A 23,244-nucleotide genomic window follows, 5' to 3' on the forward strand; every position below is an offset into this window, starting at 1 on the left:
GAGCCAGCATGAGTGCGAATGTTTTCGCCAACGGGCGAGAGATTTCCGCGGAGAAGGACGACACGCATGTCTCGGGTGCCATGCCCGATGTCTGCCTGTCACCGCCCGGCCCTCCGGCGGGTCCGATCCCGATCCCCTACCCCAACTTCGCGCAAGCCAGCGACACCTCGCAGGGATCGCGCTCGGTCAAGATCAAGGGCGGACAGGTCGGATTGAAGAGCACGTCCAACTATGCGAAGTGCAGCGGCGACGAGGCGGCGACGCGCTCCTTCGGCATGAGCGTGACCGATCACTGCCTGCAGGGCAAGACGATCTCCCAGGCTTGGTCGTTCGACGTCAAGATCGAGGGCAAGAACGCCGCGCGCCTGCTCGATCTGTCCACCAGCAACAATCGATGAGGGAGCCCGAGCGATGAGCATGTCCATGATCCTCTATGGGGGCGCCCCAGCCTTGGCTGCGCCGGTCCCCACTTGCAGCGAGCTCCAGAAGCGCAATCTCGACGAGCGGGCCCATTTCATCGCAACCAGCCCCCCACGCGTCAGCAAGCCCAAGGCGGACGGCAGCAAGCCGAAGAAGACGCCGTGGGAGATGGCCAGCGGCTCCGGCATGACCTATTCGTCGGCTCACAGCACGGTGCCGGGTGCCTCAGGCACCAGCACCTACACCAGCAACAAGCTGTCGGACACCTACCTGCACCAGACCGGACTGGGGGGGACCAGCGAGCAACGCAATGGCCTCAACCAGGAGATCCGCGAGAGCGAGAGTCCGGAGCATGCTGCGGCCAAGCAGAAGGCCGGTGCGCTCTGCGATGAGTACGTCCACCCGGGTGGCGGCAAGGGGGCGCATGCGGAGTGCAAGATATTCAATGAGCTCACCAACGCGGTCACCAAAGGCACCCTGCGCGGCGGCAAGGTGCTGCTGAGCATTGACTGGCGCTCGCAGGGCAACGGCGGCATCGAGTACTCGGGGATGCCGTGCTCGGACTGCTACAAAATGCTGTGCCACGCGGCCAACGAGTGCGGCATCGACATCCACATCTGCGACTACAAGAACGAGCCGGTGGTGATGCGCAAGACCGACTGCGACAAGGCAGGTGGCCACCGTCGCCTGGCCAAGTTGGTCGATGGCAGGCCGACCGGCGGAAGAATGGATGTGCCGCCGGGCGTACCACCTCGAAGAATCCTGATCGCGTGAATGCCATGAACCTCCCAGACCACCTGCTGCAAACCGGTATCGATCAGCTCCCGCTCGACTACAAATGGGACGTGAGCATCGGCAACAGATTCCAGGGCGCTCGCTCCGAGAGCAAGCCCAAGCTCGCCGAGGCCATCCGCGCCATCAGCACCAAGGCGTCGTACGGGCTGGTGATCGCCGCGACCGAGTGGGTGGCCGTGCGCCTGTCACGGCATATCGACGTTTCGGACTCACTGCAGCGCATCGAGGCCTCCTGGGCCGCGATGATCGATGCACGCTATGCGAATCTGCCGGAGCCCGATGAACCCGATGTCGATGCGCGCTTCGTGCTGACGGGGCCGCTGTGGACCTCGGCCGCGATGATGGGCGACTGCTTCGAGTACGGCATCGTGCCGGATGACAACACCATCTTCTTCGACACCAGCATTGGCGTGTGCATGCTGGTAGAGCATGTGTGCGGCCGTTCGCCGGCGTTCAAGGCCTGGTTGCCCGAGACCTTGAGGCGGCTGCAGCAGCAGCACCCGGATGTCGCGTTGCCGGTGTCGGCCCAGCCGCCCGCTGGCGTCGACTTCTTCCGCCCCGCTGGCGCCGGCTCGTTCATTGCAACGCTGTCACCGCAACGCAATCCCTACCTCAGGTCGGCGGCTGAGCTGCAGGCCGATGGCGTGGCCAACCCATATCCGGGCGTCTCTTGAACCGGCCAGACTGGATCGCGCTGGACGAATCGTCCCGGCACAGCCTGCGCTTCATCTGGGACGATGCCCGTGCCGATGCCGACTTTCGTGCCGACGACACGGCGCTGCTCGATGCGGCAGCGCTGCTGTCGATCCGCGCACGCATGGCCTTGGCCGTCGGCCTCTATGAATGGCTGGTGTGGCGCTTCGACGGCCTGCACAACCGAGCCGAGCCGAGGCAGGTGCTGCAGGCGGCGTGGTGCGGTACGGTGGATCCGCGCTACCTGAAGTACTTCGAGTTGGTGCGCCAGGACTGGACCGGGCCGATTGACGGTGCGCTGTGGTGCGGCATGACCCACCTCAGCCATGGCGTGAACAACGGCCATGCTTATGAGGGCGATCTTTACGCCGCGCTGGGTTTCCTCTACCGGTTGGCGGTGCACGTGCTTCCGCTGCGCAATACGCTCGATCGCTGGCTCGAGCCGGTGCTGGCCCGGCTGGCGCAGCAGCATCCGGTGCAGCCGATCGATCCGCTGGCTGACTTGTTCGATCAGCGCATCGCGGAGCAGCTCGGTCCGCTCGTGGGGCGCGCTTCACTTGACCCGTCGCTGCCTCTCGACGTCCCGCGCGATCGGCAGTTTCTGGCCGGCTGCCTGGCCGATGCGGCCGCACACGGCAATCCCTTTCTCTCGTCCCCACAGGACTTGATCGACCTCGACTTCGCAGGGGAGTACTACGCCCTTCCCTGAACGAGGCTGGAAGGATGCAACGGGTGCGCCGATGTCAGCGGCGCACCCATTCCCTCAGAGACTCACCAGCCGAAGCCCAGCGTGTACTTCCCGTTGGTCGCGCCGGTGCCGCCGCTGTAGAACTTCACGCGCACATAGCGCGCCGACGCCGCGGTGCCGGTGTTGCTGACGCTCGCTGCATCGACGGCGCCCGACCCCTTCTCGCTCGCAGCCAATTGCGTGCCCGACGAGTTGTAGATGTAGAGGTCGTAGTCGCTCGACGCGTTGGGCGTCAGCGTGGCGGTCAGCGTCTTGCCGGCCGGCAGGTTCACGAGGAAGTAGTCGCCGTCGGTCGACGCACCGATCGCGCCGTTCCACGTGCCGGCCGCGGCCACCGTGTTGGCGGTGCCGATGTTGTCGTTCGGCTCGGTCTCGTTGTTGCCCGGCGTGACCACGCTCGCGATCTTCAGGAACTGCGCCGTCACCGGCCCCCATTGGCCCGATGACACCTTGGCGCGCACGAACACCAGGTGCTTGCCCAGCGCCAGGCCGGTGGTGCTCAGCGTACCGCTGAGCGACTCGGTGGTCTGGTTGAAGCTGCCGTCGGTGGGCGTGAGCGGGATCGCGACCGCACCCGACACCCAGGGCGGCGTGTCGATGTAGGCCTCGGCGCCGGTCACGTTGAGCACGGTCTCGGTGCCATTGCTCTGGTTGAAGCGCGTGTCGGTGGCCGAGGCCGTCAGCGCCACCGGCGTGCCGGCGAGCACACCGCCGCCGCTGGCATCGCTGCCGAGCGTCACCGTGGTCACGTCGGCGCCGGCCGGCGTCTGGTACGGCGCGCGCACCACCTTGGCGGCATAGATCAGCGCCGGCAGGTTCTTCGGCTTGGTCGTGCTGTTGTACGTGGTGCAGCTCTCGAAGAAGCTGGAGCCCAGCTCGATCGTGTAGGCCGCCACGCCGAGCTCGCCGTAGCTCGGGCCGTCACTGGTGCCGTCGGTGGCGTAGAGGCCGATCGACTGCTCGGGCGTGTAGCCGTTGAAGTACGCGAGGCGGCGGCCCAGCGTCTGCAGCGCGGTGGCGTTGGCCGTCGGCGTGCTCGTGGTGCCCCAGGGCCACAGCACCAGCTGGCTGTAGCTGTGCACGTCGATGTGGATGCCCGACGTGTCGACCGGTGCGCCATCACCCGGGTTCGGGCCGCGGCGATCGGGGTAGATGCTGCGGATGTAGTTCTGCACCGCCTGCGTCTCGGGCTCGGAGCCGGCCGTGGGGCCGCGGTAGGTGAGGTCGCACTGGCTGCCGCTGGAGCCCGAGCCACCGGTGCTGTTCCAGCCGAACGTGAAGTTTCTGTTCAGGTCGGCACCGCGCGTGTTGCTGGTGGCGCCGCAGTAGGCGGTGTTGGTGTTCTTGCGCCATGAGAGCCCGCCCTCGGCCTTCTTGCGGCCATCGGGGTTGGTCTGCAGCAGCAGGTGCACCTCGTGGTGGTCGACGATCCAGGTGGCATCGGGATCGGTGCCGTAGCCGTTGAGCAGCCAGCGCGCGAACTCGAGGTTGAGCGGCGCGGTGGTGTATTCGCGGGCGTGGATGGCGCTGTTGACGAACAGCTTGGGCTTGGTGCCGCCGACGGCGCTGTTGGTGATCTTCAGCACCCGCATGTCGTAGCCGCCGGAGCCGACGGTCTTCTGCCAGGAGTCGCCGATGTCGATCCAGCTTGCGAGCGTCGGGTAGGTGGTGGTGAAGGCCGACGCGGCGGTGAAGGTTTCCTCCACCGTCTCGTAGCAGCTGTAGCCGGGGATGGCCTGGATGGTGGCATCGGCCGCGGCGGCGCCGGTGATGCCGGTGCTGTCTGTCGACGCGCCTGGGGCCGTGGTGCGGCTCTTGGCGTCGGCGGCGGCCTGGATGGCGGCCAGGAAATCGTCGCGGCGCTGGATGAACTCGGGCGCGTTCTCGATGCGGAAGCCGAAGCTGCGCAGTGCGGCGATGTCGGCGGTTTCGAGCTCGAGGACGAGGAAGCCTTGCTCGTAGTTGGATTCGAGCAGGTTGGCGTGGAAGGTGACGGCGGCCTTGCGCAGCATGGCTGCGTCGGGGTAGAAGGCCTTGTAGATGTTGGTGCGCTGCTTTTCCTGCTGTCGCAGCAGGCGCATTTCGGTGGCGGAATCCTGCGGTGCAACTTGCCCGGGAAGGCGTGCAGGGGACGAGGACTGCGGGGATGACGATTGAGAGAAAGCTGACGGTACTGCGGAAACTGCAAGGAACAACGCGGCAAGTGCCGCCCGCGATTGCGGACGTACGTTGGTCATGGAAAGCTCCCTTGTGGTTTACGGTACCAGCCCAGCTGCGTGGGCTGGATCGGCGCACGCTCTCGGCTGGGGATCACCCATCGGAGCGCCGAATGATTCTGGGGGACTTCTCCCTGTTCTGCGAGGGGAGTAACAAGATGAACAAGGTTATTTATTGGGTGTTGGCAATGGCCGCGTGTTGCGGTAATTCGCGTGCGTGCGAAGGCAACGATGCGCAATGGGCGAAGGAATTTGCTGCATTGCGAACAGTGCGCGGGCACTTTGATGGTGGAAGCTGGGCAGCGGATGTGGACCGCTGGCAGGGGCGCAAGCATCAGCTGATGCAATGCCTGGCTGCTGGGTTGTCAGCAGCGGGAACGCCGGTGGAGCGGGTGCGGGAGCGGATGGGGGAGCCGGATGCGCGGGTGAATTGCCCGTCGGCGGAGTGCGAAGGGGTGCTGCGGTTGATGGAGGCGCGGGCGGAGGGGGCACCATTGGTGGCGACGGCGCGACAGCTGTGGGTCTACCAATGGCGCGGGCAGCACGACCGATTGGTGTTCTCGGTGATCGCGGGCAAGGTATCCGATGTGGCGTGGGCGTACGCGCTGGAGTGACATCAGGGGAGAGTCAGATGGACATCGAACCGCAAGTCCGCCGCTGCAATGATCGGATCGATTTCGATGCATTGCTCAGGCCGCAGCTGAAGTGCTACGTCTACGTGCTGCGCGACCCGCGCGACGGTCAGGTGTTCTACGTCGGCAAGGCAGGCGGCTCAGGCGAAGGAAATCGGCGCGTGCTCGATCACTTCGAAGAAGCGGAGAAGTTGCTGGCAGTCGACATCACGACGCTGCACGGCGCCAAGCACCTTCGCATCATCGACATCTGGCGCGCAGGCCGGGCAGTGGAGTGGGCGATCGTGCGCTGGGGCATGGGGCCCGAAGAGGCACGGCATGTCGAAGCGGCCTTGATCGACGTGATGCAGAGCCTGCCGGGACAGTCGGTGGGTGGCGGAGCGCTCACGAATATGAAGCGTGAATGGACATCGCTGGGCTGGTTGACGCCGCGGGACGTTGCCGACATGGCGGCTCGGGCGGTGGCCCCGCAGTCGAACTACAGCATGGTGTTTGTCTTCCCGATCCCAAAGAGTCTGAAGCGCACGCCGCCACCGTCGCTCTATGAGATAACGCGCGAGGCATGGACCGTGGGGCCGGAGTTCCGCAATGCCGCAACGGCACTGGCGGTCGGCATAGCGGATGACATCGCACGCGCGGTGTTCGAGATCCATCACTGGGAACTTGCCAAGTCGATGCCGGGCAAGCGCGCCTTCGTCGGCGCCGAATTGCCTGGGCACGAGTTCGTCGACAAGAACTTCGCGGCTGTCATCAGCCCTGCGAAGGGGTATTGGATGCGGCCCGGGTACCTTGTCGTGGAGTTCAGGCCCGGGGAATTCCGCTACTTGCGGGGGCACCGGGATCGGCAGACATGGCGAGCACTGGCGTAGAGGACTTTAGGCTGCCTCTACCCGCTCGCAGTAAGCCGCGAAGGTGCGTTGCCACGCGGGCCGGGCCATGCACCGGTCGCGGTACGACACGAGCTTCGGATACGGCGCGATCAATGACTCGTCCTTGATGCCCGACGAGAGCACGTGCGTCATCAGGATGTCGGCGACGGTGAAGCTCTCAGTCGCGACGAACTCGCGGTTGGCGAGCCAGCGCTCCAGGTTGCCCAGCACCCGGTTCGCCCAGCCGACCAGGAACTCGCGGTGCTTGCCGCAGCTGCCATCGGCCGACCAATCGAGCACCACCAGGCTGAGCAGCGGCATCTCGACCGAGTTCATCGCGGCGAAGCACCAGCGCATCACCTGCGCCTCGCCGGCGCGGTCGGCAGGGATCAGGCGGCCGGACTTCTTGGCGAGGTAGAGGACGATGGCGGCGGATTCGGACAGCCGCAGGCCGTCGTCATCGATCGACGGGATCTGCTCGAAGGGGCTGAGCCGGCGATAGGCCTCGGTGTTCAGGTCGTGCGCGGGGTGGTCCATGCCGGCGATCTCGAACGGGAGCTGCATCTCTTCGAGCGCCCACAGCACGCGCAGGTCGCGGGTGTGGCCGCGGGCGAGGGCGTTGACTTTGGAGAAGCCGTAAAGCTTGAGCATGGGGGCCGTCCTTCGCTGAGGGTGCCGCGGAGGGTAGCGGCATGACATGTGGGATGCGCGAACCCCTTTTGCGACTGCCGGAATGGGCAGCGGCAAGGCCGAGTTCAAAGCGGAATCGAAGCCGCAGATGGCGGCGCTGCTGAAGCAGCAGGCGGCGGCGGGTGTTCATCGCCGGGCACACCGACAACCAAGGCGGCGCGGATGCGAACGTGGTGCTGTCTCAGCAGCGGGCGCTGGCGGTGGTGAGCGCACTGGTGAAGGATTTCGGGATCGATGCGAAGCGGCTGGAGGCCAAGGGCGTGGCGAGCTTTGCGTCGGTGGCGAGCAATGGGAGTGAGGAGGGAAGGGGGAGGAATTGGCGAGTGGAGATGGTGGTGCAGTAGCGCCGAAGTGAGCAAAGCTGCGCTACCGATCCTCAATYGCCATGACGGTGCCAGCGGGCCCTTCTTCGTCGGTAGCTAGACTCCGATTTATCACCATATAAGCGTACGCACCTTGAATATCGCTGGCGACTCCAATCACCTGCCATACTGGCATTAAGACAATACAGACCCCATACTAGCGAGAGAACATTTTCTTCAATCGCGAGACGAGGAGAGCCTCCGACTTTGTTTCACACTCCCAAATAACTTCGACCCGCCAACCAAGTTCTTCGAGACGGATTTTTGCCGTCAAGTCCAATTTTTCATTACGCGCAAACTTCTCCAACCAAAATTCTGTCCGAGTCTTCGGAATGCTGGCTTTTGGACACCCTTGATGAGAGTGCCAAAAACATCCATGAACAAATAGTGCAATCTTCCACTTTGGAAACACCATGTCCGGTACACCAGGCAGATCGCGCCGATGCAATCGAAAGCGAAGGCCAATGGCATGAGCGGCGCGCCTAACGCGAATCTCCGGCGATGTATTCTTGCTTCGGACAYGCGACATCAGCCACGATCGACGCTCCGAAGTCAATCTATCCATGCCTAATTCGATCCCACCGCCGATTTCATCCTAAATTTCTCGGCGATCACTGAGAATATTGCTTTTGAAATTATCGGAGACACACTGTTGCCGATCATCCTGAAAGAATGCCAAACCGTCGGGTGGAATCGATGCGAATCCGGAAATCCCTGCAGTCGAGCACCCTCACGAACAGTAATAACACGATTTTCGTCGGGATGTAGTGGCCGGACAGATTGAAAAGACCCTCTATCCGCTCCAGTTCCTGCTCGTAGAGTTGGGCATTGACTATCCCAGTGCAGACGAGGATGACGACCGATCACATCGAACTCCCCCTGTGCAACCTTCGAAAATCTTGTTTGTACTTTAGAGGTGTGGCGGGTAGGTCGGTGGCTCGTGAATCGCCCACCCTTTGACCTCAGCATCGAAGAATATGAGGAATGCCTGCCTGGCTTGGTTATTTTCCAAGTATCAAATCCATCTTCACAATCGCCGATAAATCCTGCGCCAACGAGGTCACCTATCGCAGCCCTGACTGTCACGGCCGGTCGTCGCATGCGGTCTATGTCGCCCAGGGAAATCTTAGCCCCCTCTTTTTTTAGAGTGCCGATGACAAACAATCGCTTTCGATTAGTTGCCGCACCGAAATCAGCCGCATTCAATATTATCGGACCAAGGAGATCATAGGCATCAGATACCAATGCGAGCGCAGAATCCAACAACTCCCTCGCATCGGAATATGCTAAGCCACGAACGTTCTCCATCACAAAGAACTTCGGTCGTATTTCAGAAATCACTCTGAAGTAATCAACCACAAGTTGACGACGGGGATCTTTCGAATTCCGCAAACCGATATCACTAAAGCCTTGACAAGGAGGCCCGCCTATTATTCCGTCAATTTTCTCACCGGCCTCTTCCAGTACATTTTCTCGCGTCAGCTTGGAGACGTCGGCTAGGAGCAACTTCGATTGAGGGAAATTAAACGAGTAGGCAGAAGTCAGGATGGGATCTATATCGAATGCAGCGGCAACATCGAAACCCGCCTGCCTGGCTCCAAGCGAGAATCCACCACACCCAGAGAACAAATCAACCAGAATCATTTATTTAATACCCAACAAGCCAATGTGAATCAGGATACAATCTGCGCAAAAGAGGGATATTCTCTATAATATCTCTGAAAAGCAATAAGCTGCTCCTCTTCCAGATCAAAACCCAGCGCCTCGATATCAGCGCGAGTCAATTTTGTTCGGCAAGGAAGTTTTGATTGAAGGGCAACTGCCTCTCGAATGGTGAGATGGGGTGCCTGGATTTGGCCCGCGGGTCTGCCTGGCCAGCCAGCACCATTGACCTCGTCACGAGCCGTCCTCGCTGCGCCCTTGGCCGGAAGCACGCCACCAACGGTAACCATTGGTGCGTTATCTCGATAGATTGCCCGAAACGAGGGCACGAAGCCTCCGGGGCGAGAGATATCGGCTGCGACAGAGGTCATAAAATCAAGACAAAGATTGGCGAGAGTATCTTGCATCGCATCATCCTTGCAAGCGAGCTTTGAAAGATCATCTGGTACGGCGGCGCCCAATATATCACGCAACCTTGCCGGCCTATCTGGAGGATTGCCATACTTTTTCTCCAGCCCACTAAACGTAACGGCGAGTATGCTATTGGCCGGAGCATTCTCTATGACAGATCGCAAGTCCCCACACACGGACTCGTTTAGCTCGTAGTCGTAGTCGAGCCATATAAACCAGGGTCGACCGCGAATTTGAGGATCCTCATACAATTTCGGCAAGACATCGAACGAGAATCCATGCTTTACTCGAACGGTGGCATACGGCGCGTTGAAAACTGCACGCTTGTAGCCTATCTCGTTCGATTCTATGGACACCATATCTTCAATTTGGAGCAACCTATGCGCAAGAAGGAAATCCGCGAACCAGATTGACCCAAACCCGACGTATACCAAACGCTCGAGATCGAGAACGACTTGGAGCCTGCGGACACCTTCAAATACCAACTGTCTTTGAATACTCTTGCTGGGGCGCAGACTGTAGTTAATGGAATCGAAGGATGGCATCACTCCTCTCCCACCAAGTCTTTGAATGAATACTCGAACGACTTGATGCCGACCTCCCTATAGCTCATGTTGATACTGCCGAACTCTTTGGCAAGCTTCTTAAGCCGAGCTACTGGAACCGTATAGGCAACATTTGCGGGTGATGGCGTTGCAGGCGCAATGCTTGTCAATCTTGGAAGAGATACTGTCGCTCGCTTTGCCACCTCGTAGATTCGTATGGGCGCGGCAGCCGCTTCTCTTGCTTTCGCCTCCTCCAACGATTGCTTGCGCTGGTTCGTATATGCAATCCATTTCTTTGTAACCTCTCGCATTTGAGGACGGGCGTGCCTGAATATCTCCGACGATATATCAACACTTCTCTTTGTAGTCGTTAAAGGAAGTGCCGCTGCGTTCTCGGCAGTGAATAATATTATTCCCATAAATCCAGAGTATTGGCGATGCCATTGCGGCCAATCGTCACTACCCCACCCTGATATTGTTGTTTTGTCAGCCGCAAGTACTATGCGGCCATTGCAGACAACATACCAACCAAATCGCTTATCGCCTTCATCCTCGTTGTCCGGTTCAGAAGTATCTGGTGGCGGCGCAGCCATCCCGGCCAAAATCTCGACACTTACAGAATTTCCGTCAATCTCATCGGTGTACTCCATCCTCATGGGCACGAATTCGTCGCTGCGGCGCAACTCGATAGGCCAGTTGGTGATTAGCGTACCATTGAGGGATATTTCCAGTCCGCGGTTCAGATGAAGTGTATAGTCGCGAGCTATCGTTCGACGGAGCTCCTGTATAAAAGCTGGGCTACCGAACGACTGCTTCGCGCCCGCGGTAAGGGATTCAATAGATATTTTTACACCGGGACTACTCAGTGGCTCATCGTTATTAATATCAAAGTCCCACGGAGGCGTACTCTTTGCAACCCACTCATTCACGTTGATCGGAACGAGAAACGACTCCCTAACCCCCGCATCGGTGTCGTATGTACTACGGATGGTTATGTCTGAACCGAGCTTAAACACCGCCCTCTTCATGCCGATTCCGTAGACACCGATACTGTAATTGTCGTGCCCGTCTTCGATATGCCGCCCGAAGCTGAATGCATGATTAATAGCATCGTCAAGCGTCATGCCGCCGCAATTATCTTCGATATCGAATCTGTCCGCGCCAGCGACTATTGATATGGAGTATTTTGAAAGGTCCGCACCTTCGGCCAGCCCCATTGGGCGACTTCCTTCGCTGCGCCAGGCTCCGTCGACGCTATTGTCAATGAGATCCAAAATGCAATCTTCAAGAGTTATATCTCTAGTGATCATTCGAACGAAAAACTCTTTCGTTGGATTCGCCGCAGCCTTTCCCTTGCTTTCAGAAATCATTTCTCCCCCTTACCTAGATTGATATTTGCGAGGCGAACACCTCACCCCGTCGGATACTAGCAGCGGCTGGTTCGGCTTGGCTACGGGGTCATCTCGATGTTCCATAAACTGTAGGAGGAGAGTGCTGAGTTGTGCTTCGACTGACCGCGGCCGCCCCGCGCATGAGGATGCGAACGCGGCGTTGCGGGCTGCACTGCGCATCGGCTCGGCCGGCCTGGCTTCTTCGCACCGGCGCATGAAGATGTCACGCCCATTCACGTAGCCACACTCATTGCATGTCACAGCTCGCGCAATTGAGGCAAACAGCAACGCAGCTACCGGTGAAAGGCATATTGGCTGCTTGGTGTTCACGTTCAATGTGGAGGTGTCGACAAACATCGATCATTCGTAGTTGAGATCCGCACTGTGTGACGTGAAGCGACAGATGCCATAGGTCCTTGCATCCACGTCACCGCCGTGCGCCGGTTCGCGCCCACTCTCCCACCCGTTCCGCCTCCTCCGACAGCAGCCGCAACGCCGTGACGCTCAAGCGCCTCAGCGAATCGTGTCGGCACCGATCGATCAGCGGTGTGTGATCGTCCATGCGCAGCCAATCATCGAACTCGGCAATCTCCAGCAGCGCTCGAACCCCATCGGCAACATCGATCGTCTGCCCAATCAATTGATTGAGGTGACGCGCCTCGATGGGCCGATCGTCCGTCGACTCATCGGTCCACCGAAATTCCTCGAACTGCGAGGGAAAGGACGAGGGAGACTCCTCGTCGTCAGCGGCATCGATGCTCATGCGTATTGGCTCCAGAAGTTGAATGCGCGCGCGTGATGAAAAAGCCGCCAGTGGGCGGCCTCACGCGGGTATCTTCCGAGACGCCAATCTCGACCCAGGCTCTCGCCGGGGCGCGGCCAATGTAGCACGCGCCCTGCCGCAGAATCGGCCCGATGCGCCGCCTGCCACGTCTCCTGCTGATCGCCCTGGCGGCCGCGCCGCTGCTCGCTCTCTTGCTCATCTTTGCAGCCTGGTGGCTCACCCTCCCCACCACCCCCGACCCCTTCTACAACGCCACCTACCGCGTCCCCTTCCGCCCCGGCACGCTGCTGCGCCAGGAGCCCTTCACCCGCGGCGTGCCCGAAGGCGCCGTCGCGTGGCGCATCCTCCACGCCACCACGCGCGACGACGGCTCGCCCGCCCTCGCCAGCGCCATCGTGATGGTCGCGCGCAATGCACCCGCCGGCCCGCGCCCGGTCGTCGCGTGGGCGCACGGCAGCACCGGCATCGTGCGCGGCTGCGCGCCCTCGCTGCTGGGCGATCCGTTCGCCCACGCGCCCGCGCTGCAGCCGCTGCTGGCCCAGGGCTGGGTCTGGGTCGCCACCGACTACGTGGGCCTGGGCGCCGCCGGCATCCACCCCTACCTCGTCGGCACCGGCCAGGCCCGCTCCGCGCTCGATGCGGTGCGGGCCGCGCGGCAGATGGCGGGCGTGGCGCTCGCCGACCGCACCGTCGCCTGGGGCCATTCGCAAGGCGGCAACGCTGCGCTGTGGGCCGGCATGCTCGCGCCCACCTACGCGCCCGATGTGCCGCTGGCCGGCATCGCCGCCCTCGCCCCGGCGAGCGACCTGCCGGCGCTGATGAGCGCCGTGCAGCACACGCCGCTCGGCCGCATCACCTCGTCGTACGTGCTGCAGGCCTACAGCGACACGTATGGCGACGTGAAGTTCGACGCCTACGCACGCGGCTGGCCGGCGCTGGTGGCGCGCGACATCGCGTCACGCTGCATCGCGGGCGGCAAGGCGGCGTTCACCGCGCTCGAGGCAGTGGCGGCCGGGGGCAGCATCTTCTCCACGCCGCCCACGGGTGGCGCGCTGGGCCAGCGGCTGGCCGAGAACACGCCGCTCGGGCCGTGGGTGCAGCCGGTGCTGGTGGCGCAAGGGTTGGCGGATGAGGTGGTGCTGCCCGAGCTGCAGTCGCGCTTCGTCACAGCGCGCTGCCAGGCGGGGCGGGTGATCGACCACCGGCGGTATGCGGAGCGGGATCACCTGTCGCTGGTCGCGGCCGATTCGCCGCTGGTGAAGGATTTGATGGCGTGGACGCAGGCCCGGTTCGATGGCACGGCACCGACCCCCGCCTGCCGCAGCACCGATCAGTGAGCCGGCAGCCGCCTGCGCCACACCTCCAGCAACGCCACGCCCATCGCCAGCGCCAGCGGCCCGATCACCAGCCCCGTCGCCCCGAACGCCACCAGGCCCCCGACGATCGCGATGAACGCCGGCAGCGTGTGCAGCCGCAGCTGACGGCCGATCAGCACCGGGTACAGCAGGTTGTCGACCAGCGCGACGACGATCGATCCCCACAGCGCCAGGATCAGCGCCTTCTCCCAGCTGCCTTCCAGCAGCAGCAGCCCCGCCGCCGGGATCCACACGATGGCCGCGCCCAGCACCGGCAGCATCGAAAGCACGAACATCACCAGCCCCCACAGCACCGGCGCCGGCAGCCCGAGCCACCAGAACATCAGCCCGCCCAGCAGCCCCTGCGCGGCCGCCATCAGCACCGTGCCCAGCACGCTGGCACGCACCACCTCGGCCACGCGCTTGAAGATGCGGCTCGTCTCGCGGCCTGTCAGCGGCAGGATCGATCGCAGCCAGCGCAGCGCCAGGTCGCGGTCGCGCAGCAGGTAGAACAGCGCGAAGAAGGTCACCAGCAGCTGCACGCTGCCCCACAGCGATCCGGTCAGGAAGCCCTGCAGCCGCGGTGCCAGCTGCTTGGCCATCTCGTCGCTCGAAGGCATCTGCTTCGTCGCCCAGGCCACGGCGCGCGCCAGCGTGGGCCTGTCGCGCACCAGCTCGTCGATGCGCTGGCGCACTTCGTCCGAACGCAGGTGCTCCCAGCCCTCGCGCGCCTTGTCCACCACCACCGGCGCCACGGCCGCCGCCGGCACCAGCAGCACGGCAGCCAGCAAGGCCGTCGTCAGGCCGGCGCTCAGGTTCGGGCGGCTCTCCATGCGCCGGGCAATGCGCCGGTGCAGGCCGTTCGCGACGATCGCCAGCGCCACCGCCCACACCAGCGCCGACATGAAGGGCTCGGTCATGCGCCAGCACAGCAGCAGCACGATCAGCGTGATGACGGCCAGCGCGAAGACCGAGACGCGGTTGCGGGTCAGGCCGGCTCGGGGTGGCGCGTCGGCGGGATGCTCGGGGGTGTCGTTGTCGGGATCGGGACGGTCCATTCAGGGGCGCGGGCAATCGGTGTTCCTGCCAGCCCCATGAGCAGCCTCGTGTTCGCTGCCCTGCGCAGCGTCGGCGAGCAACACGTCACGCCGGAACGCATCGAGCACTGCGCAAGACCTTGTCCGCCGCGGATCGAGCTCGGTTGCTGAAAGACCTGCCGCTCGCTCCCGCGTGGATGCATCCGCATCTGCGGTTCATCACTACTCAATGACTCGAAGGCAACTGCTCAGTAAGCCAACGTGCAATGTGCGTTGATTCCGTCATAGATCAACACGCCACGATCCAAGACGTTACGCCCGATCACGCCGTCATAAGGAAGGCCGTCAAAGGGCTTGTTGCTCCGACTGGTATCAGCAGAGGATCGTGCACCCAGAACGGCAAAGTCGCGTTCGGTCCCGACATGATCTTCAACTCAAGGTCGAACACCGGCACACGATTGAGGCTGCCCATGGACTGGCTCAGATGAAAGGTGAGAGGGGCAAGGTTCCAAGCCGCATCGATATGCCGACAGTCAACGCAAGAGTTTTCTGCGCCTGTATCCAGCAGCATGCGGATGCGAGCTTCCACAGGTGGATTGAGCAAGCTCGCGGTCGCAAGACGATGGCGCGAGCTGGGCAACAGCGCAACGTGGACAATCGCCCCGAGTGTCGACTTCGGGAACGCGGTGGCAGGCATGCAGACTATGTGCGCTGGATGAGCTCCAGATCGCTGCGAAGCACTTCCTTGACCAGAAAGTCACTCGCGCCGAAGCGTTCATATCCCGCCGTGATGGCTGCGTCTTCCGACTCCAGCACGTCGACGATTTCGGCTTGGCGGATCAACGCGTACTTCCCCTCATCGTTTTGAAGAAGGCGGGGAAGTTGTTGCTCATAAGCAAGCACATTTCGCTCGAACAGTGTCATCGTTTCTCCTGGTGGGGCAGGTACCGGCATTTTGCGTTGCGTTCCATGGCATGGCAACAAGGCCGGGGCCGCAGGCCCGTGCCATCTTCACGACACAGCTCGCGCCATCCACCGCACCCACCCCCTCGCCTCCCCCAACCCCAACACCTCCCGCACCCCCGGCTCCATCGTCGCCAGCATCCCCTGCCGGAACGCCCAGCGCGTGCCGAAGGGCACCGTCAGCTTCACCACATCCCGCAGGCACAGGCGCGCCAGGCGTTCGCCTTCGGGCGTGCGCGCCATGCAGCGCGCCTCGTACTCGCGCTGCAGCTGCTGYCACTGCGGCAGCGTCTCGGGCAGGTCGCTCATCCCCATCTCCAGCCCCACGCGCTGCCAGAAACCCAGCAGCAGCGCCGTCTCGTGCGCCTCCAGCTTCACCCGTGCATGCCGGTCGTTCCAGCGCAGCGGCTCCAGGAAGAACGTCGCCAGCACATAGCGGTAGTCGCTCGCATCCGCCGGCACGTGGCGGTGCACATCTCGCAGCCGCTGCACCGCCGCCTGCCCCGCTTCGCTGTCGAAGCCATGGCAGATCAGCTCGCGCAGCGTCTGCCGCGTGCGCGCCAGCCGCGCCTGCGTCTGCGACACCAGCTGCGCATGCCCGTACAGCGTGGTCACCAGGTGCGCGATGCCCATCATGCGGATCAGCGCCAGGTAGGTGCCGATGCGAAACGTCAGCCGGTGCCGACCGTAGTACAGCGCCTCGATCCCCGTCATCAAGCCCCGGCCTCCCCCGGCTCGGCCAGCGCGATCCGCGTCTCGAACTTCGAACAGTTCATCGCGAAGGTGCTCTTGAAATTCCGCACGTTGTTGTTCGACGAGAACACCTCGCGCGTGAACGCGTGGTACCGCTCCATCGACGCCGAGTTCACGATCAGCAAGAAGTCGAACTCGCCCGACACCTCGTAGCAGGCCATCACGTCGTCCTCGGCGGCCATCTTCTTCTCGAAGTTGCGCAGCAGCGCATCGTTCTGCTTGTCGAGCTCGACCGAGACGAACACCGTCAGCGGCCGCCCCACGCGCTGCCGGTCGACGATCGCCACCTGCTTCATCAGCACGCCCGAGGCCTTGAGCTGCGCAATGCGCCGCTGGCACGTGGCCGGCGAGCTGTGCACCCGCTCGGCCAGCGTGCGCATCGGCAGCGATGCATCGTCTTGCAGCAGGTTCAGGATCTGGGTGTCGAGTCGGTCCATTCACCCATTCTCGGCCAGCAAAACGGGACAAACGCATCACGCCACGCTGAATCGCGGTGAATCCGCTCACGCGCTGCTGCCGACAATGCAGCATCCGCCTCGCCCGGAGCCCGCGATGTCCATCCCGTCAGCCACCGAGTTCGAAGCCCAGTTGCAAAGCTGGCGCCACCACCTGCACCGCCACCCCGAGACCGGCTTCAACGAGCGCCGCACCGCCGACCACGTGGCCCGCGTGCTCGAGCTGCTGGGCATCGAGGTGCACCGCTCCATCGGCGGCACCGGCGTCGTCGGCACGCTGACGGTCGGCCGCGGCACCGGCGCGATCGGCCTGCGCGCCGACATGGATGCCCTCGCCCTCACCGAAGCCGCCGAGGGCCGCGCCCACGCCTCGCTGAACCCCGGCTGCATGCACGCCTGCGGGCACGACGGCCACATGGCGATGCTGCTCGGTGCGGCGCAGTTGCTGGCCCAGCGGCGGGATTTCGACGGCACGGTGCGCTTCATCTTCCAGCCCGCCGAAGAGCACGGCCGCGGCGCGGCGGCGATGATGGCCGACGGCCTGTTCGAGCGCTTCCCCATCGACGAGATCTACGGCGCGCACAACATGCCCGGCCTGCCGGTCGGCCACATCGCCACGCGCGTGGGCGGCATCATGGCCAGCGAAGACAACTTCGTGATCCGCATCACCGGCCGCGGCGGCCACGCGGCGCGCCCGCACATGGCCGTCGACCCGCTGGTGATCGGCGCCGAGATCGTGCTGGCGCTGCAGACCATCGTCGCGCGCTCGGTCGATCCGGGGCTGCCGGCCGTCGTCTCGTGCACTGAGTTCGTCACCGACGGCATCCGCAATGCGCTGCCGACGCACGTCACGATCAAGGGCGACACGCGCAGCTATGCGCCCGAGGTGCAGGCTCTTCTCGCACGGCGCATGCGCGAGCTGTGCGAGGGCATCTGCAGCGCCCACGGCGCACGCTGCGAGGTCGACTACACGCACGAGTTCGCGCCGACGGTGAACTGGGCGCAATGCGTGCCGGTGGCCGTGGCCGCCGCTGTGGAGGTGGTGGGCGCGGACCGCGTCGACGACCAGGTCGCGCCGATGATGATCTCGGAAGACTTCGGCGCCTTCCTGCGCGTCGTGCCCGGCGCCTTCGTCTTCATCGGCAACGGCGATGGCGACAGCCCCGGCGCCGTGCCGCTGCACAACGCGCGCTACGACTTCAACGACGCGCTGCTGCCGATCGGCGCGCGCTTCTTCGCGGAAATCATTCGCCAGCGGCTGCCGCGGCGGGAGGCCTGATGCTGTTCCTCAACCCACGGGCCGAACGCCGGCCGTATGACGACGCGCTGCGGGCGATCCTGAATATCAAGTCAGGGCGCGAGGGCCGGCGCTGGCTGCGCGCCTGGTCGCTGTTGAACGAAGGCGCCACGCCGCTGTGGCCGCTACCGCGGTTGGCCGCGCAACTGGGCATCGCCCACCTCGCGGTGAAGGATGAATCGACGCGCTCGCCGCTCGGCAGCTTCAAGGCGCTGGGCGCACCGCTCGCGCTGCTGCGCTTGATCCTGCGGCGTTGGCCCGATCGCGGCTGGCAAGCGGCCGACCTGCTGGCCGGGAAGCATGCCGAGGCGCTGCGCGAGCTGGTCGTCATCAGCGCCACCGACGGCAACCACGGCCGCGCGCTCGCGGCCGCCGCGCAAAGCATCGGCTGCCGCTGCGTGATCGTGCTGCACGCCCACGTCAGCGCCGAACGCGAGGCGCCGATCGCCGCGTTCCGCGCCGAGATCGTGCGCATCGCCGGCGACTACGACGCCTCGGTGCGCGAGGCCGCACGGCTGGCCGCGGCGAACGGCTGGACAGTCGTCTCCGACACCTCGTACGACGGCTACGAAGAGATCCCGCGCGACGTGATGCAGGGCTACGGCAGCATCGCCGACGAGGTGCTGGAAACAGGGGGGCCGCCATTCACGCACGTCATCGTGCAAGGCGGCGTCGGCGGGCTGGCCGCGGGCATCGTCAGCCACTTCTGGGAGCGCTTCGGCGCGCAGCGGCCGGTGTTCATCGTCGTCGAGCCCGAGCAGGCCGATTGCCTGCTGCAGAGCGCACGCAGCGGGCAGCCGGCGCGCGCCAGTGGCTCGGTCGATTCGGTGATGGCGGGGCTGGCGTGTGGCGAGACCTCGCCGCTCGCGTGGCGCTTCCTGCAGCCGGCCGTCGATGCCTTCATCACGGTGAGCGACGACGCGGCCGTGCAGGCGATGCGCACGCTCGCCGAAGGCAGTGCCGGCGATGTGCCGGTGCTCGCCGGCGAATCGGGCGCGGCCGGGCTGGCGGGCTTGATCGCCGCGGCCGGTCAGCTGGGTCTCGACGCGAACGCCCGCGTGCTGCTGCTGAACACCGAAGGCTCGACGGCGCCGGGTGTGTACGCGTCGCTCACCGGCCGCTCGGCGGGCACGGTGCTGGCCGCGCAAGCCGCCTGGCGCTCGAACGACGGCATCGACGAGGCCGCGCTGATCGAGCGCATCGAGCAGCACGCGCGCATCGGCGCGATCGACGGCGGCGGCGTCTGCCGCATCGCGCTGACCGATGCCGACCGCGCAGGCCGCAAGCAGCTGGTGCGCTGGATGCAGGAAGCCGGGCTCGAGGTGCACGTCGACCAGATCGGCAACCTGTTCGGTGTCCGCGCCGGCACGCACGACCTGACACCGGTGATGACCGGCTCGCACATCGACACCGTCGCCACCGGCGGCCGCTACGACGGCATCTACGGCGTGATGGCGGGGCTGGAGGTGGTGCACTGGCTCGACGCGCACGGCATCCGCACGCGCCGCCCGCTGGTGGTGGCCGCCTTCACCAACGAGGAGGGCGTGCGCTTCATGCCCGACATGATGGGCTCGCTGGTGCATGCCGGCGGGCTGCCGCTGCAGCAGGCGCTCGACACGATCGGCACCGATGGCGCGCGCCTCGGCGACGAGCTGCAACGCATCGGCTTCGCCGGCGCGATGCGCTGCGGCACGCTGCGCCCGCATGCCTTCGTCGAGCTGCACATCGAGCAGGGGCCGGTGCTGGAGGCCGAAGGCATCGCGATCGGCGCGGTGCACGACCTGCAAGGCATCTCGTGGCAGTCGATCGCGATCCAGGGCCAGTCGAACCATGCCGGCACCACGCCGATGCACCTGCGACGCGACGCCGGCCACTGCGCGGCGGCGATCGCCGTCTTCGTGCGCGAGCTGGCGCTGCGCTTCGGCGGCTCGCAGGTCGGCACCGTCGGCGCGATCGAGTTGCACCCGAACCTGATCAACGTGATCGCATCGCGCGCCACGCTGACGGTTGACCTGCGCAACACCGACGAAGCCACGCTGCAACGCGCCGAGTCCGAGCTCGCCGGCTTCATGCAGCGGCTGGCGGCCGAACAGGGTGTGGCGATCACCGCGCGTTCGCTGGCCCGCTTCGAGCCGGTGCGCTTCGACGAGCACCTGGTGGGCCTCATCGAGCACGCCGCCGCGGCCCGCGGGCTCACGCAGCGGCGCATCACCTCGGGCGCCGGGCACGACGCGCAGATGATCGCGCGCATCGCGCCGTCGGCGATGATCTTCGTGCCCAGCCGCGGCGGCATCAGCCACAACCCGCGCGAGTTCACCGCACCCGGGCAGCTGCGCGACGGCGCGAACGTGCTGCTGGATGTGCTGCGGGCGCTGGCCGATGAGGCCTGACCCGCGCCAATCCGTTCGCCCTGAGCCTGTCGAAGGGCCTGCGCGCATGGCACCAAGGCTTCGACAAGCTCAGCCCGAACGGATTGGGCTCAGCCCGAACGGATTGGGCTGAGCGCGAACGGATGGCGGCTCAGCGCGGCACCAGCGTCGTCCCGGTGATCTGCTCCTGCGCCTCGACCAGCGAGGGCACGAACTTCGCGCCGTGGCCCAGCGCGCTGGCCAGCGTCAGCGACTGGTGCACCGCCTCGCCCAGCCAGGCCGGCACCGTCAGGCTCTCGGCCAGGTGGGTGTAGTAGCGCAGGTCCTTGCGCGCGTTGTCGAGCTCGAACGACAAGCCCTTCACGTCGCCCTGCAGCGTCTTCGCCATCGCCTGGAACAGGCCGGAGTTGACCGCACCGACCGTCGTCACCGCCACCAGCTGCCCCAGGTCGACGCCCGCGCGCCGGCCGACCGCAAACGCCTCGGCCGTCGACGTGCAGATGGCCTGCGCCATGAAGTTGTAGAGCAGCTTGACGACATGCCCCGCGCCCGGCGGGCCGACATGGTGCAGGTTCTCGGCAAAGCAGCGCAGCAGCGGCTCGATGCGCGCAAAATCCTGCGGCTCGGCGCCGACCATCACGGTCAGCCGCCCGGCTTCGGCATCGGCAGCCGAACGCGCGAGCGGCGCATCGATCAGCAGCACCTGCTGCGCGGCACAGCGCTCGCGCAGCGCGGCGGTCGAGGCCGGCTCGCTGGTCGAGCAATCGATGACCACCAGCCCCGGCTTCGGCCGCGCGAGCAGCCCGCCGTCGCCGGCGAACAGCCCCTCGACCTGCGGCGTGCCGGTGACGCAGATGAACACCACGTCGCAGCGCGCGGCCAGCTCGGCCGGCGTGTCCACCTGCACCGCGCCGCGCTCGACCAGGTCGGCCACCCGATCGCGGTTGCGGTGCACGGTGAGGTGCAGCGCATGGCCCTTCAGTTGCAGGTTCTTCGCCATGCCATGGCCCATCAGGCCGCTGGCGCCGATGAATCCGATCTTGCTCATTCGCTTGTCTCCTGGTGTCTTGTGGATGGGACTGTTGGCAGAATCGACCGCTCATGACGCGCCGCCCCGAACCCCCGCCGCTGCCCGCCGAGGCCCAGGACGTCGCCCGCCTGCTCGGCGAAGACATCATCTTCGGCCGCCTCGCGCCCGGCAGCCGGCTGGTCGAAGACCCGCTGATGGCGCGCTTCGGCGCCACGCGGCATGGCGTGCGGCGTGCGCTGGCCGAGCTGGAGCGCATCGGCATCGTGGTGCGCGAGAAGAACAAGGGCGCGAGCGTGCGCGCGCTGGCCGCCACCGAGGTGCGGCAGATCTACGAGGTGCGCGAGCTGCTGCAGCGGCAGGCGGCGCTGCGCATCCCGCTGCCGGCCGATCCCGCGCTGGTCGCGGCGCTGGAGGCGCTGCAGCAGCAGTTCATCGCGGCGCTGCGGGCCGGCGACCACGGCACCGTGCACCGCATCAACGACGAGTTCCACCTGACGCTGTTCGGCGGCTGCGGCAACCCGTACCTGATCGGCTCGATCCGCCACTACATGTGGCTGAGCCTGCCGGTGCGGGCGCAGCGCACCGCCGCCGCCGGGCACGCCGAAGCCGCGGCCGACGAGCACCTGGAAATGATCCGGCTGCTGAAAGGCAGCGACAACGCGGCCCTGGCGGAGTTGTGCGTCGCGCATCTGCAGCTCGCGAAGCGGGATTACCTCGAAGCGGCCGATCACCAGCGGTGATGGACCTGGGCTTTTGCGTGCTTCTCGTAGATCGAATCGACAGCTTTCATCGTCTCGGCTGACAGTGCCGGCAGGTCGGCCGCGCGCATGTTCTCCTCGATCTGCTTCGGCCGGCGGCCGCCCGGGATCGCACACGTCACCGCCTCCTGCATCAGGATCCAGCGCAGCGCGAACTGCGCCAGCGACTGCCCTGCCGGCACCAGCGGGCGCAGCGCCTCCACCGCCGCCAGGCCGCTCTCGTAGTCCAGCCCCGAGAAGGTCTCGCCCTTGTCGAACGCCGCCCCTTCGCGGTTGAAGCTGCGGTGGTCATCGGCAGCGAACTGCGTCTGCCGCGTGAGCCCGCCCGACAGCAGCCCCGACGACAGCGGCAGCCGCGCGAGGATGCCGACGCGGCGCGCCAGCGTCTCGCGGAACAGCAGCTCGGCCGGCCGCTGGCGGAAGATGTTGTAGATGACCTGCACCGACTGCACGCCGGGGAAGTCGATCGCCTTCAGCGCCTCCTCGACCTTCTCGACGCTGACGCCGTAGTGGCGCAGCTTGCCGGCGCGCACCAGGTCGTCGAGCACGCCGAACACCTCGGGCAGGTAGTACACCGGCGTCGGCGGGCAGTGCAGCTGCAGCAGGTCGAGCGCCTCGGTGTCGAGGTTGCGCAGGCTGCGCTCGACGAAGGCCGTCAGGTTCTCGCGGTTGTAGCCCTCGGCCACGTGCGGGCTGAGCCGCCGGCCGGCCTTGGTGGCCACGTAGAACGGCTCGCTGCGCTCCTTGCGCAGCCGCGCGATCAGCCGCTCGCTGTGGCCGTCGCCGTACACGTCGGCGGTGTCGAAGAAGTTCACGCCCAGGTCGAGCGCGCGGTGCAGCGCGGCCATCGATTCGTCGTCGTTCACCTGGCCCCAGGTGCCGCCGATGGCCCAGGCGCCGAAGCTGATCGTCGACACCTTCCAGCCGGTGCGGCCGAGTTCGCGGTAGTTCATGGAAACGTCTCCAGTGGGTTCCTTCCGGGATTATCGATAATTTTTCAATTGCGAAC

25 protein-coding genes and 1 pseudogene are annotated in these 23,244 nt (G+C 64.9%); 12 read left to right on the forward strand and 14 right to left on the reverse strand.

Annotated features, from left to right (window positions below; genetic code table 11):
• Nucleotides 1-8: 8 nt before the first annotated feature.
• Genes AC1DXV_RS05880 through AC1DXV_RS05895 form a run of 4 tightly spaced genes read left to right on the forward strand, consistent with a single transcriptional unit; the run spans nucleotide 9 to nucleotide 2,617 of the window.
• A complete protein-coding gene (locus AC1DXV_RS05880) occupies nucleotides 9-398 on the forward strand; it encodes a PAAR-like domain-containing protein (protein WP_082541799.1) in 390 nt (129 codons plus the stop codon).
• 19 nt (nucleotides 399-417) lie between these two features.
• Nucleotides 418-1,194 carry a hypothetical protein gene (locus AC1DXV_RS05885; protein WP_477932829.1) on the forward strand — a complete coding sequence of 259 codons (777 nt, stop codon included), beginning with the start codon at nucleotides 418-420 and terminating at the stop codon, nucleotides 1,192-1,194.
• Entirely contained in the window at nucleotides 1,191-1,889 is a 699-nt protein-coding gene (locus tag AC1DXV_RS05890) for a hypothetical protein (protein WP_477864728.1), read from the forward strand. Before AC1DXV_RS05885 ends, AC1DXV_RS05890 begins: the two co-directional genes overlap by 4 nt.
• A complete protein-coding gene (locus AC1DXV_RS05895; protein ID WP_477864727.1) occupies nucleotides 1,886-2,617 on the forward strand; it encodes a hypothetical protein in 732 nt (243 codons plus the stop codon). The genes AC1DXV_RS05890 and AC1DXV_RS05895 overlap by 4 nt, the downstream gene beginning before the upstream one ends.
• 62 nt (nucleotides 2,618-2,679) lie before the next feature.
• Here AC1DXV_RS05895 and AC1DXV_RS05900 read toward each other — a convergent pair whose 3' ends face one another.
• A complete protein-coding gene (locus AC1DXV_RS05900; RefSeq protein ID WP_477864726.1) occupies nucleotides 2,680-4,737 on the reverse strand; it encodes a M14 family zinc carboxypeptidase in 2,058 nt (685 codons plus the stop codon).
• A gap of 248 nt (nucleotides 4,738-4,985) precedes the next feature.
• Between AC1DXV_RS05900 and AC1DXV_RS05905 the strand changes: the two genes are divergently transcribed.
• Both AC1DXV_RS05905 and AC1DXV_RS05910 read left to right on the forward strand, forming a co-directional pair.
• Entirely contained in the window at nucleotides 4,986-5,486 is a 501-nt protein-coding gene (locus AC1DXV_RS05905) for a hypothetical protein (protein WP_477864725.1), read from the forward strand.
• Nucleotides 5,487-5,503: 17 nt separating this feature from the next.
• Nucleotides 5,504-6,373, forward strand: coding sequence for an LEM-3-like GIY-YIG domain-containing protein (locus AC1DXV_RS05910; RefSeq protein WP_477864724.1), 870 nt, complete (start codon nucleotides 5,504-5,506; stop codon nucleotides 6,371-6,373).
• A 6-nt stretch (nucleotides 6,374-6,379) separates the two neighbouring features.
• On the opposite strand, the gene AC1DXV_RS05915 is transcribed toward AC1DXV_RS05910, so the two are convergent.
• Nucleotides 6,380-7,024, reverse strand: a complete 645-nt coding sequence (locus AC1DXV_RS05915) for a glutathione S-transferase family protein (RefSeq protein WP_477932831.1) — start codon at nucleotides 7,022-7,024, stop codon at nucleotides 6,380-6,382.
• 161 nt (nucleotides 7,025-7,185) lie between these two features.
• Here AC1DXV_RS05915 and AC1DXV_RS05920 point away from each other — a divergent pair, with 161 nt between their 5' ends.
• A complete protein-coding gene (locus AC1DXV_RS05920; RefSeq protein ID WP_477867962.1) occupies nucleotides 7,186-7,407 on the forward strand; it encodes an OmpA family protein in 222 nt (73 codons plus the stop codon).
• A gap of 175 nt (nucleotides 7,408-7,582) precedes the next feature.
• On the opposite strand, the gene AC1DXV_RS05925 is transcribed toward AC1DXV_RS05920, so the two are convergent.
• From AC1DXV_RS05925 to AC1DXV_RS05945, 5 genes are all read right to left on the reverse strand, one after another.
• The gene (locus AC1DXV_RS05925) at nucleotides 7,583-7,990 is read right to left on the reverse strand and encodes a very short patch repair endonuclease (RefSeq protein WP_477932833.1); all 408 of its coding nucleotides are present in this window, start codon (nucleotides 7,988-7,990) and stop codon (nucleotides 7,583-7,585) included.
• 2 nt (nucleotides 7,991-7,992) lie between these two features.
• Nucleotides 7,993-9,069 carry a DNA cytosine methyltransferase gene (locus AC1DXV_RS05930; RefSeq protein ID WP_477867958.1) on the reverse strand — a complete coding sequence of 359 codons (1,077 nt, stop codon included), beginning with the start codon at nucleotides 9,067-9,069 and terminating at the stop codon, nucleotides 7,993-7,995.
• A gap of 29 nt (nucleotides 9,070-9,098) precedes the next feature.
• Nucleotides 9,099-10,043, reverse strand: a complete 945-nt coding sequence (locus AC1DXV_RS05935; protein ID WP_477867956.1) for an O-methyltransferase — start codon at nucleotides 10,041-10,043, stop codon at nucleotides 9,099-9,101.
• Nucleotides 10,043-11,413, reverse strand: a complete 1,371-nt coding sequence (locus AC1DXV_RS05940) for an ATP-binding protein (protein ID WP_477932835.1) — start codon at nucleotides 11,411-11,413, stop codon at nucleotides 10,043-10,045. Before AC1DXV_RS05940 ends, AC1DXV_RS05935 begins: the two co-directional genes overlap by 1 nt.
• 448 nt (nucleotides 11,414-11,861) lie before the next feature.
• Entirely contained in the window at nucleotides 11,862-12,197 is a 336-nt protein-coding gene (locus AC1DXV_RS05945) for a hypothetical protein (RefSeq protein WP_477867954.1), read from the reverse strand.
• 152 nt (nucleotides 12,198-12,349) lie between these two features.
• Here AC1DXV_RS05945 and AC1DXV_RS05950 point away from each other — a divergent pair, with 152 nt between their 5' ends.
• Entirely contained in the window at nucleotides 12,350-13,555 is a 1,206-nt protein-coding gene (locus AC1DXV_RS05950) for a lipase family protein (RefSeq protein ID WP_477932837.1), read from the forward strand.
• On the opposite strand, the gene AC1DXV_RS05955 is transcribed toward AC1DXV_RS05950, so the two are convergent.
• The 5 genes from AC1DXV_RS05955 to AC1DXV_RS05975 all read right to left on the reverse strand — a co-directional run bounded on the left by AC1DXV_RS05955 (nucleotide 13,549) and on the right by AC1DXV_RS05975 (nucleotide 16,763).
• Nucleotides 13,549-14,631: an AI-2E family transporter gene (locus AC1DXV_RS05955; RefSeq protein ID WP_477867310.1), complete on the reverse strand. Its 1,083-nt coding sequence runs from the start codon at nucleotides 14,629-14,631 to the stop codon at nucleotides 13,549-13,551. The two genes, AC1DXV_RS05950 and AC1DXV_RS05955, sit on opposite strands and share 7 nt — an antisense overlap.
• A gap of 301 nt (nucleotides 14,632-14,932) precedes the next feature.
• A complete protein-coding gene (locus tag AC1DXV_RS05960; protein WP_477867312.1) occupies nucleotides 14,933-15,307 on the reverse strand; it encodes a hypothetical protein in 375 nt (124 codons plus the stop codon).
• A gap of 5 nt (nucleotides 15,308-15,312) precedes the next feature.
• Nucleotides 15,313-15,534 carry a hypothetical protein gene (locus AC1DXV_RS05965; protein WP_477867314.1) on the reverse strand — a complete coding sequence of 74 codons (222 nt, stop codon included), beginning with the start codon at nucleotides 15,532-15,534 and terminating at the stop codon, nucleotides 15,313-15,315.
• A gap of 87 nt (nucleotides 15,535-15,621) precedes the next feature.
• Nucleotides 15,622-16,287 (reverse strand): oxygenase MpaB family protein, encoded by a 666-nt coding sequence (locus AC1DXV_RS05970; RefSeq protein WP_477932839.1) that lies wholly within the window; start codon nucleotides 16,285-16,287, stop codon nucleotides 15,622-15,624.
• Nucleotides 16,287-16,763, reverse strand: a complete 477-nt coding sequence (locus tag AC1DXV_RS05975; RefSeq protein WP_047507213.1) for an Lrp/AsnC family transcriptional regulator — start codon at nucleotides 16,761-16,763, stop codon at nucleotides 16,287-16,289. Before AC1DXV_RS05975 ends, AC1DXV_RS05970 begins: the two co-directional genes overlap by 1 nt.
• A 115-nt stretch (nucleotides 16,764-16,878) precedes the next feature.
• Between AC1DXV_RS05975 and AC1DXV_RS05980 the strand changes: the two genes are divergently transcribed.
• The 3 genes and pseudogenes from AC1DXV_RS05980 to AC1DXV_RS05990 all read left to right on the forward strand — a co-directional run bounded on the left by AC1DXV_RS05980 (nucleotide 16,879) and on the right by AC1DXV_RS05990 (nucleotide 20,468).
• Nucleotides 16,879-18,060 (forward strand): M20 aminoacylase family protein, encoded by a 1,182-nt coding sequence (locus tag AC1DXV_RS05980; protein WP_477867318.1) that lies wholly within the window; start codon nucleotides 16,879-16,881, stop codon nucleotides 18,058-18,060.
• Nucleotides 18,060-19,196, forward strand: a pseudogene (locus AC1DXV_RS05985) (diaminopropionate ammonia-lyase); the annotation flags it as partial. The gene AC1DXV_RS05980 and the pseudogene AC1DXV_RS05985, both read left to right, overlap by 1 nt.
• Before the next feature lie 18 nt (nucleotides 19,197-19,214).
• Nucleotides 19,215-20,468, forward strand: a complete 1,254-nt coding sequence (locus tag AC1DXV_RS05990; RefSeq protein ID WP_477867320.1) for a Zn-dependent hydrolase — start codon at nucleotides 19,215-19,217, stop codon at nucleotides 20,466-20,468.
• Nucleotides 20,469-20,598: 130 nt separating this feature from the next.
• On the opposite strand, the gene AC1DXV_RS05995 is transcribed toward AC1DXV_RS05990, so the two are convergent.
• Entirely contained in the window at nucleotides 20,599-21,495 is an 897-nt protein-coding gene (locus tag AC1DXV_RS05995; RefSeq protein ID WP_477866491.1) for an NAD(P)-dependent oxidoreductase, read from the reverse strand.
• A 53-nt stretch (nucleotides 21,496-21,548) separates the two neighbouring features.
• On the opposite strand from AC1DXV_RS05995, the gene AC1DXV_RS06000 reads away from it, so the two are divergent.
• Nucleotides 21,549-22,217 (forward strand): GntR family transcriptional regulator, encoded by a 669-nt coding sequence (locus tag AC1DXV_RS06000; RefSeq protein WP_477866489.1) that lies wholly within the window; start codon nucleotides 21,549-21,551, stop codon nucleotides 22,215-22,217.
• Here the strand turns inward: AC1DXV_RS06000 and AC1DXV_RS06005 are convergent.
• Entirely contained in the window at nucleotides 22,205-23,188 is a 984-nt protein-coding gene (locus AC1DXV_RS06005; protein WP_477866487.1) for an aldo/keto reductase, read from the reverse strand. The two genes, AC1DXV_RS06000 and AC1DXV_RS06005, sit on opposite strands and share 13 nt — an antisense overlap.
• Nucleotides 23,189-23,244 lie beyond the last annotated feature (56 nt).

Source organism: Rhizobacter sp. P3_C12 (assembly GCF_056402735.1).